The sequence below is a fragment of the Winogradskyella sp. genome, from assembly GCF_013042245.1.
Classification (GTDB): Bacteria; Bacteroidota; Bacteroidia; order Flavobacteriales; family Flavobacteriaceae; genus Winogradskyella.
In genome coordinates, this window is record NZ_JABDQL010000085.1 from 1 (window position 1) to 9,145 (window position 9,145).

9 protein-coding genes and 1 pseudogene are annotated in these 9,145 nt (G+C 33.3%); 5 read left to right on the forward strand and 5 right to left on the reverse strand.

Features of this window, described 5'->3' with window-relative positions; all coding sequences use genetic code 11:
- Positions 1 to 143: 143 nt before the first annotated feature.
- The 5 genes and pseudogenes from HKP48_RS07265 (at position 144) to HKP48_RS07285 (ending at position 4,140) form a co-directional block, all read left to right on the forward strand.
- A complete protein-coding gene (locus HKP48_RS07265) occupies positions 144 to 551 on the forward strand; it encodes a hypothetical protein (protein ID WP_296344338.1) in 408 nt (135 codons plus the stop codon).
- A 25-nt stretch (positions 552 to 576) separates the two neighbouring features.
- A pseudogene (locus tag HKP48_RS07270) lies at positions 577 to 1,056 on the forward strand (DDE-type integrase/transposase/recombinase); the annotation flags it as partial.
- A 128-nt stretch (positions 1,057 to 1,184) separates the two neighbouring features.
- Complete coding sequence (locus HKP48_RS07275) at positions 1,185 to 1,907, forward strand: glycosyltransferase (protein ID WP_296344340.1); 723 nt, start codon at positions 1,185 to 1,187, stop codon at positions 1,905 to 1,907.
- A 3-nt stretch (positions 1,908 to 1,910) separates the two neighbouring features.
- The gene (locus HKP48_RS07280; protein WP_296344343.1) at positions 1,911 to 2,534 is read left to right on the forward strand and encodes a lipid-A-disaccharide synthase N-terminal domain-containing protein; all 624 of its coding nucleotides are present in this window, start codon (positions 1,911 to 1,913) and stop codon (positions 2,532 to 2,534) included.
- Positions 2,527 to 4,140, forward strand: coding sequence for a glycosyltransferase (locus HKP48_RS07285; protein WP_296344345.1), 1,614 nt, complete (start codon positions 2,527 to 2,529; stop codon positions 4,138 to 4,140). The genes HKP48_RS07280 and HKP48_RS07285 overlap by 8 nt, the downstream gene beginning before the upstream one ends.
- On the opposite strand, the gene HKP48_RS07290 is transcribed toward HKP48_RS07285, so the two are convergent.
- From HKP48_RS07290 to mnmA, 5 genes are all read right to left on the reverse strand, one after another.
- Positions 4,124 to 4,702, reverse strand: coding sequence for a phosphatase PAP2 family protein (locus tag HKP48_RS07290; RefSeq protein WP_296344347.1), 579 nt, complete (start codon positions 4,700 to 4,702; stop codon positions 4,124 to 4,126). The two genes, HKP48_RS07285 and HKP48_RS07290, sit on opposite strands and share 17 nt — an antisense overlap.
- On the reverse strand, positions 4,702 to 4,929 hold the full coding sequence (locus HKP48_RS07295) for a hypothetical protein (protein WP_296344349.1): 228 nt from the start codon (positions 4,927 to 4,929) through the stop codon (positions 4,702 to 4,704). Before HKP48_RS07295 ends, HKP48_RS07290 begins: the two co-directional genes overlap by 1 nt.
- A 16-nt stretch (positions 4,930 to 4,945) precedes the next feature.
- Positions 4,946 to 6,313 (reverse strand): MATE family efflux transporter, encoded by a 1,368-nt coding sequence (locus HKP48_RS07300; RefSeq protein WP_296344352.1) that lies wholly within the window; start codon positions 6,311 to 6,313, stop codon positions 4,946 to 4,948.
- Positions 6,314 to 6,785: 472 nt separating this feature from the next.
- Positions 6,786 to 7,730: a nitronate monooxygenase gene (locus HKP48_RS07305; RefSeq protein ID WP_296344354.1), complete on the reverse strand. Its 945-nt coding sequence runs from the start codon at positions 7,728 to 7,730 to the stop codon at positions 6,786 to 6,788.
- 61 nt (positions 7,731 to 7,791) lie between these two features.
- The gene (gene mnmA / locus HKP48_RS07310; protein ID WP_296344356.1) at positions 7,792 to 8,985 is read right to left on the reverse strand and encodes a tRNA 2-thiouridine(34) synthase MnmA; all 1,194 of its coding nucleotides are present in this window, start codon (positions 8,983 to 8,985) and stop codon (positions 7,792 to 7,794) included.
- Positions 8,986 to 9,145: the final 160 nt, after the last annotated feature.

Consider the following 9,145-nt stretch of genomic DNA (forward strand, 5'->3'; position numbering starts at 1 on the left):
AAATAATCTTGTTGAAATCGACTATTAAGATACTGAAAATCAATAACTTAAACAAGTTTAAGACGTTGTTTTTCAATGAATTAAGCTTGTTTTTTTATCTATTTACCAACCCTTGATTCGCATTAATTCTAAACAAAAACAACATGAAACAATGGTATCATTCTAATGCGACTATAAATACACGGCTAGGTAGCGAAATTAACAAGAGTAAAAAATCCAATACAGCTCTTTCGGCTCAATATGGAGTTTCAGTAAAAACCATAGAAAAATGGAAAAAACGAGATCTATTTGAAGATAAAAGTTCCAAGCCCGATAGGATTAAATATGCTTTGAGTGATTTAGAGCATTTAATTGCCATAAACCTTAGAGCGATAACTTGGTGGTCTTTAGATGAAATTCCCGTAGCGATAAACCCTAACGAACCGGAAAAAATTAGAAGTGCTGTTTACAGAACCTTTCTCAGAGAAGGTATCTATAGGGTTCCTGAAAAGGAAAAAGAAAAACGAAAAAGTTTAAAGCGTATGATCCCAGTTACCTCCATATTGATGTAACCTATTTACCAAAAATAGAGGTCTTAAGTATTATCTTTTTGTTGCTATAGATAGAGCCACAAGAACACTCTATTATCAAGTATATGATGCAAAGTCTGGTACTAGTACCAAAGATTTCTTAGAAAAATGTATCGAGTTTTTTACTGTTTATATTACCCACGCCTTTACTGACAACGGACTGGAGTTTACCAACCGATTACTAAAATCTAAAAAAGGTGAACCCTATAAAAAACCTAGTAAATTTGATAAAGTTTGCACAAAAATTAATATTGACCATAGGTGCACAAAACCATTTACACCTAAAACTAATGTAATGGTAGAAAAGGCGAATGACAATATTAAGCAAAAAACAATCAAAAAAAACAACTACAATTCTTTAAAGCAAATGAAACAAGACCTTATGTACTTTCTTGTCAATTACAACCTACACAGAAGGCTTGGAAGCCTTAGAAGAGAGCTTAAAGTCAAAACTCCTTTTGATGCTGTGGTAAAATGGTATGAATAAAATCCGACTATTTTTAAAGAAGAACCAGAAAATTTTTAACAAAAAATCCTACATTTGAAGTCTAAGAGTAAACAGGGTAAAAGGGAACAACCTTGTGAAACTTAACATCTACTAATTCTAATAATTGCATGAGTGCTACTCTAACTATCATTATTCCTGTTTATAATGAAGAAGACAACCTGCTTCGGGTTGAACAGGAATTATCCGATTTTATAAACATTGCTTCGGTACCAACATCAGTTTTATTAGTCAATGATGGCTCTGTAGATAAAAGTCAAAGCATGATTGAAACTATATGTGCCCGTCAGAATGGATTTGAGTTTATATCTTTTAAAGAAAATAGAGGGTTAAGTGCTGCCATAAAAGCTGGCTTTGACACAGTAAGTAGCCCATTGGTAGGTTATATAGATTCTGATTTACAAACGTCTCCGGAAGATTTTAATTTACTTTTAGAATATACAAATCAATACCATTTAGTCACTGGAGTTCGAGTAAACAGAAAAGATTCTTTTGTAAAAAACATGTCATCAACAATGGCTAATGGAATTCGTCGTGCTTTTACAAAAGATAGTATGGATGATACGGGATGTCCTCTAAAAATAATTCATACGGATTATGCCAAGCGTATACCAATGTTTAGAGGATTACATCGCTTTTTACCCGCAATGATACTTTTGCAAAATGGATTAATTAAACAAGTACCTGTACAACATTTTCCTCGTATTGCAGGTACTGCAAAATATGGATTATGGAATCGCTTACTTGGTCCATTAATGGACTGTTTTGCTTATTTATGGATGAAAAAAAAATACATTAATTACCAGATTGAAAAAACTAGTCAAAAACATTAAAATTTGAAAGATTGGCTTATTTATAGTATTGGATTTATTGCTCAGCTATTATTTTCATCGCGACTTATTGTACAATGGATTACTTCTGAAAAAAAGGGAAAGGTTATTACGCCAACTTTGTTTTGGACACTGAGTTTAATAGCATCTTTTCTTTTATTTATTTACGGATATCTACGTTTGGATTTTGCTATTATGTTTGGTCAAAGTTTAACATATTTTATTTACATCCGTAACTTACAATTACAAGGGCAATGGCAAAAATTTCCGAGAATGATACAATACCTTCTCAACTTTACGCCAGTATTAATTGTAATTTTTTATTACAACAATAATGAAATTGACTTAGAATTATTATTTAATAACGAAGCAATACCACTATGGTTATTGGTGTTAGGGATAGTAGCGCAACTCATTTTTACATTGCGGTTTGTATATCAATGGTTATATTCTGAAAAACAGAAGGAATCTTCTTTACCGATGGGGTTTTGGCTTTTGAGTTTAATTGGTGCTGTTTTAATTTTAAGTTATGCTATTATAAGAAAAGACCCTGTATTATTTGCGGGACATTTATTTGGGCTTATAATTTATACTAGAAATGCTTATTTAATAAGAAAAACAAATGATTAAAACCATTGAAAAACATCCAGTTTTGAGTCTATTACTATTTATTATATTAATGTTTGGCTTTACAATTGATGCTATTCCTGTGAGTATAATGGAAGGACGAAATTTTATTTCAGCTCGAGAAATGCTAACTGATAATAATTGGATATTAACAACAATAAATGGAGAGCCACGATACCAAAAACCTCCATTACCAACATGGATTACAGCTGTTTTTGGCTATATGTTTGGAATTAAAAACGTACTTGCCCTAAGACTTCCAGCACTATTAATGATTGCTGTTACAGGAATAACCACATATTTTTTATCACTACAATTAACTCATGATAAAATTCAAAGCCTTATCAGTGGCTTTCTAGTCATGACCTCTTTTTACGTTATTGGAATTACCATTGAGGGTCCATGGGATATTTATGCCCATGGATTTATACTCGTTGCACTTTATCAGTTATTGATATTGTTAGAAAATAAATGTATTCAACTAGTCAAAGGGTTAGTTATTATAGCCTTTATTGGAGCATCGGTATTATCAAAAGGACCTGTTTCTCTTTATGTCTTATTGCTTTCTTTTTGTATTGCTTATGGCTTTTCATTTAAGTACATGTCTAAATATAAGTTCCTTTATTTAAAAGCCTTTCTTCTCTTGATAGCAGGTATTGGTATTGGTGCTATTTGGTATTTGTATGTAAGACAAGCTGACCCTGAGGCTTTTAATAAAATTACTAGTAAAGAAACTAGTAATTGGAGTAGCTATAATGTACGCCCATTTTATTACTACTGGAGCTTTTTTATACAAAGTGGTATATGGGTGATTTTTGCTTTTGTAAGTTTGCTTTATCCTTATCTAAAATCAAAAATTATTCATAAAAAAGCTTATAAATTTACTTTTTTATGGACCATAACTGGGGTAATATTGCTATCGTTAATTCCAGAAAAAAAATCGCGTTACTTAATGCCTGTACTTATTCCGCTAGCTATAAACATGGGGTTTTATGTGAATTACTTAATAAAAGAATTCAAAAATTTAACTTCAAAAAAAGAAATTTTTCCTGTATACTTACAATTTGGTTTAATAGCGGTAATAGCTATTTTATATCCTTTTTCAGGATTTATTTTAAAGCCCTATTTATCTGGAATAGTTTTAGTACGTTTTCTAATTGCTTCAGTTTTGATGATTACCATCGGTTATTTAATATTGAAGCATCTAAAAACTAAACATATTAAAAATTCATTTTATCTCACATTGACTTTTATGCTTTGTGTAGGAATTTTTATTATACCCTTGGTAAAACTTCAAAAACAGTCAGATTACAAAGGTTTGGAAAGTTTTAATCCAAGTAATACTGCCCTTTATTCAATAAATACTTTGGCTCCAGAAGTAATTTACAATTATGGCAAAAAAATACCAAGTTTAGGTACTTCTGAAGATTTTATAATACCTTCTGATACGACATTTTATTTATTGACCAGTAAAAGTACTTTAGAAAACAGCTATTTAAAATCACTTAATAGTCAATTTATAGGTAAGTATGATTTAAATACGGCTGAAAAAGATAAGAGGGGTTATAAAAACAGGTTGGTCAATTATCTCTTTAAGATTTCAAAATAGTTAACCTCTTAGATAACCAATCAAATAATTTATAAAACCCAAATCCTGAAAGGGCTCCAAAAGCCATTCCGCATATAATGTCTAACGGAAAATGTACTCCTACATAAATTCTACTGTAGGCAACAGTTGCTGCCCAAAATAAAAGTATAAATATTACATTTTTAAAAAAGGGACGAAGTAATAGTCCTCCAAAAACGGCTGCTGCCATTGAGTTAGAGGCATGACCAGAAAATAAACTTCTATTAGCACTGCAGCGCTCTGCTATAAACCGTATTGAATCCATAATTTCCTCACAAGCACAAGGTCTAAAACGCAAAACAGAGCGTTTTACCACATTGGTCATTTGATCTGTGAACGTAATCATACCAACTATAATCAAAACTATTACCAGTAATTTTTGCCATCCATATTTTTTGTAAACAACAACGAGAAGAAAAACATACAATGGAATGGAACTTAATTTATTGGTAATTATCAACCAGAATCCATCCCAAGTTTCGCTTCCTAAACCATTGAGGTAAACAAAAAGTTGTGTATCGTATTCAAGTAATTGTTCTAGCATTAGTCCTCGTATCTAGAGACTTCTCTATCGTAAAATTCCGTCGCTAAACGAATATAGTTTTCTGTTTCGGTGGCTAGTTCTTTTTCGTCATGTTGGTCAAACTCCTCAAACCATTCCACCTCATCATTTTCAAGATTAATGATGAATCTCGGAAATTCTGTATGAATAATAAAAATAGCCTCTGAATAATCTGTGTTATCCCCTAAAATAAACTTCGGAAGTTTCATGTAATTAGTTTTCGTTTTACAAAATTAACTGTTTTGTTAAATAATGAAACCTAATATACAATAAAATCGCAGCAGCAGATAAACCTGCCAACAAACCAATCCATATCCCTAAGCTAGCAAGGTTTTCTTCCATTCCAAAATAATAACTTACAGGAAATCCAATAGCCCAGTAAGCAATAAAAGTAATTACAGTAGGAATATAAACATCTTGCAATCCACGCAACGCTCCCAAAACAATAACCTGTAAACTATCAGTAATCTGAAAAACAGCAGCTGCCAGTAGTAAAGTTGCAGCAATTGAGACGACTTCTGCCGTATCTATAGCATCTACGGGATTATCTAAATCCACGTAAAGGTTCGGTAACATTTTGTGAAAAACAACAAAAAAGATTGCGAAAATAAAGGCAAATACAAAACCTAATAAAAATATAGATTGTGCGATGCGTTTGAGCTCAGCAAAATCCTTTAAACCCTTTTGGTTTCCTACACGAACCATTGCTGCTACACTTAACCCTGTAGCTACCATAAATGTCATAGAAGATAAATTCAATGCAATTTGATTAGCTGCTTGGGCATTTGCACCTAAAGTCCCGCTTAACCATATTGCAGCTGTAAAAATCCCTACTTCAAAAAACATTTGCATGGCACTTGGCAAGCCAAGGTTGATGATTTTCTTTAGAGCTTGACTCGTCAACTTAAAAAATTGAATTCCTATAACATAGGCTTTAGATTTTTCTCTTTTAGAAAGTAAAAACCATAAATAAAATAACATTACAAAACGTGATACTAAAGTACCGACTGCAGCTCCTACAATTCCCATTTCTGGGAAGCCAAATTTTCCAAATATAAGTACATAGTTAATAGCAATATTAAGTACGTTTGCTAAAATGGTAGCATACATTGGATATTTAGTTAATGACAAACCATCACTAAACTGTTTAAATCCCTGAAAAATTATTAACGGTACTAAAGAAAAAGCGACTAAATCTAGATATGGAATCGCTAAAACAACAACATCTTCTGGTTGCTCCATAATATACATCAAAGGCTTAGCTAACAATAACATTCCAAACAAGACTAAAGACAGTATTGTACATAAAAAAAGTCCGTGTTTAAAGGCAGATTTACCTTTACCAAAATCACCTTCGGCATCAGCTTCAGCAACTAAAGGTGTTATCGCTGTTGAAAAGCCTATACCAATAGACATTGCAATAAAAATAAAGCTATTACCCAATGATACTGCGGCTAACTCGGCCGCGCCTAATTGACCTACCATTACATTGTCTACAAAGCTTACAAATGTGTGACCTAGCATACCCAAAATGACTGGGTAAGCCAATTTTAAGTTATATGAAAATTCTTTGGTATAGTGACTCAAAACCATGGCGCAAAAGTAATGGTTTTGCTATTAGCTTTTTTAAAAAATTTAAAAACGAATTTTGAATGTCCGTAATGAGTAATAATTAAAATTTCAAACTCATTCTGCACATTGAGTACTCCGACTGTGCTCAGCATAAACTAAAGTCGAAATGCCTTGTAAAACAATACTTTAGATTTATCGACTACTCTTCGACTACACTTCGACTACGCTCTGTGACCACGCTCTGTGACCACGCTCGAAATGACAGAGAAATCATTATATTTTCAATTTATGATTAAAAAAGGATAATCAATCTAGTAGTTAAAGTGATTCTTATTTTTTTATAAAATTTAGGTGTTATCCTATCTTCATCTACATACTTTACTTTACCATAAAGCGTATCACCCGAGCTAAGTACAACATAATCATTGTACACTTGTTTTTGCGCAATCAATCTCGTTTGAACTAATATAAAAAGAATGAGCAAGCACCTCATTTACAAAATAGAGTTTAAGTTTTTCTTAGCTTCCTCAAACTCATTAATCATATCTATAACAATTTCGGCAACTGGCTTAATATCGTGAATAAGTCCAGAAATTTGTCCGATTTCTAATTCACCATCTTCCAAATCACCTTCAAACATACCTCTTTTTGCACGTGCACGTCCCAACAATTCTTTCAATTGATCTATACTTGGTCCTGTCTTATACAATTCTTGTACTTCATTATAAAATTTATTCTTCACTAAACGTACTGGTGCTAGTTCTTTTAAAGTAAGTTGTGTATCGCCTTCTTTGGCGTCGACAACCACTTGCTTAAAGGCTTGATGTGCTGATGATTCTTCACTCGCCACAAAACGACTACCAACCTGTACACCATCAGCGCCTAAAACCATAGCCGCTAACATGGCTTTTCCTGTAGCGATTCCTCCCGCAGCAATTAACGGAATATTTAATTGTTCCTTAACCATTGGTATCAAAGTTAAGGTTGTGGTTTCATCTCGTCCATTATGTCCACCTGCCTCAAAACCTTCGGCAACAATGGCATCTACTCCTGAAGCTTCTGCCTTCAATGCAAATTTTACACTACTAACTACATGTACTACTGTAATGCCACGTTCTTGTAACCAACTCGTCCACGTTTTTGGATTTCCAGCAGAGGTAAAAACAATTTTCACACCTTCTTCTACTATGATATCCATTATCTCTTCGATATTTGGATAGAGCATTGGGACATTGACACCAAAGGGTTTATCTGTAGCTGCTTTACATTTTTGAATATGCTCTCGTAACACATTTGGATACATAGAACCTGCACCAATAAGACCTAATATTCCGGAGTTACTTGCAGCAGAAGCTAAGCGCCAACCGCTGTTCCAAATCATTCCAGCTTGGATAATTGGATATTTTATATTAAAAAGTGATGTGATTTTGTTTGGCATAGGTAAGTAAATAGTTTCGTGCTTCGTCTAAGCTAAGCGTGACCTTCGGACTATAAAAATACTAAGAAATAACTCCAGAGCCAATTAACTCTTCGTCTATGTACCAAGCCACAAATTGTCCTTCTGTAATTGCAGATTGTTTATTCTCAAATTCTACATAAAGTCCAGAATCTACTTTATAAAGAGTACCTTTTTCTAAAGGCTGTCTATAACGAATACGCGCATTGACTTCCATAGTTTCGCCATCAGCAAGTGCTAAATCCTCTCTAACCCAATGGAGTTCTTCATTATTGACAAATAATACTGATCGCAACAATCCTGGATGATTTTTTCCTTGACCTGTATAAATCACATTTTCATTAACATCAGTTTCTATGACAAAAAGTGGTTCTTTTGTACCTCCAACGGCTAAACCTTTACGCTGACCTTTGGTGAAGTAATGGGCGCCTTGATGTTTTCCAACGACTCGACCTTGAGAAAGACTGTATTCTGGTTTTGTTGAATGAAAAGCTAATTCACTAGTTTTTGAGTCAAAACATGGTATGGGTTTATGATAGGCGTCTAGGGTGTCAGATATTTCTACAATAACACCTTCTTTTGGTTTTAGCTGTTGCTGTAAAAATTCTGGTAGTCTTACCTTACCTATAAAACACAAACCCTGAGAATCTTTCTTTTCTGCAGTAATTAAATCTTGAGAATTAGCAATACCTCTCACTTCTGGCTTAGTTAACTCACCAATAGGAAACAAAGCCTTTACTAATTGTTGTTGAGACAACTGACATAAAAAATAAGACTGGTCTTTGTTAGTGTCTACACCCGCTAATAGTTGATGAACATCTTTGCCCTCTTTTTGAATCGTTGCCTTGCGACAATAATGCCCTGTAGCAACATAATCGGCTCCAAGTTCTAAAGCTATATCCATAAAAACATCAAACTTAATCTCACGATTACAAAGTACATCTGGGTTTGGTGTACGTCCATTTTCGTATTCCTTGAACATATAATCAACAATACGTTCTTTGTACTGTACACTTAAATCAACAGTCTGAAAAGGAATACCTAATTTATCTGCGACCAGCATGGCGTCATTACTATCTTCCAACCATGGACATTCATCTGAAATAGTTACAGAATCATCGTGCCAGTTTTTCATGAATAGACCAATGACCTCATAACCTTGCTCTTTAAGAACGTATGCGGCTACACTTGAATCTACACCTCCTGAAAGGCCAACTATGACACGCTTATTTTTCATTATTTTTAAGTCTTAAAATTTAGGCAAAATTACAAAGTAAATAATCCTCGGGGCAAGCCCACGAGGCATTAAAATAATTTCAATTGATTATTCTTTTTCAAACTTTTATAATCCTTTTCAACACCTTGTTCCTTAACATAATTTGCTATCAATTTTTCAG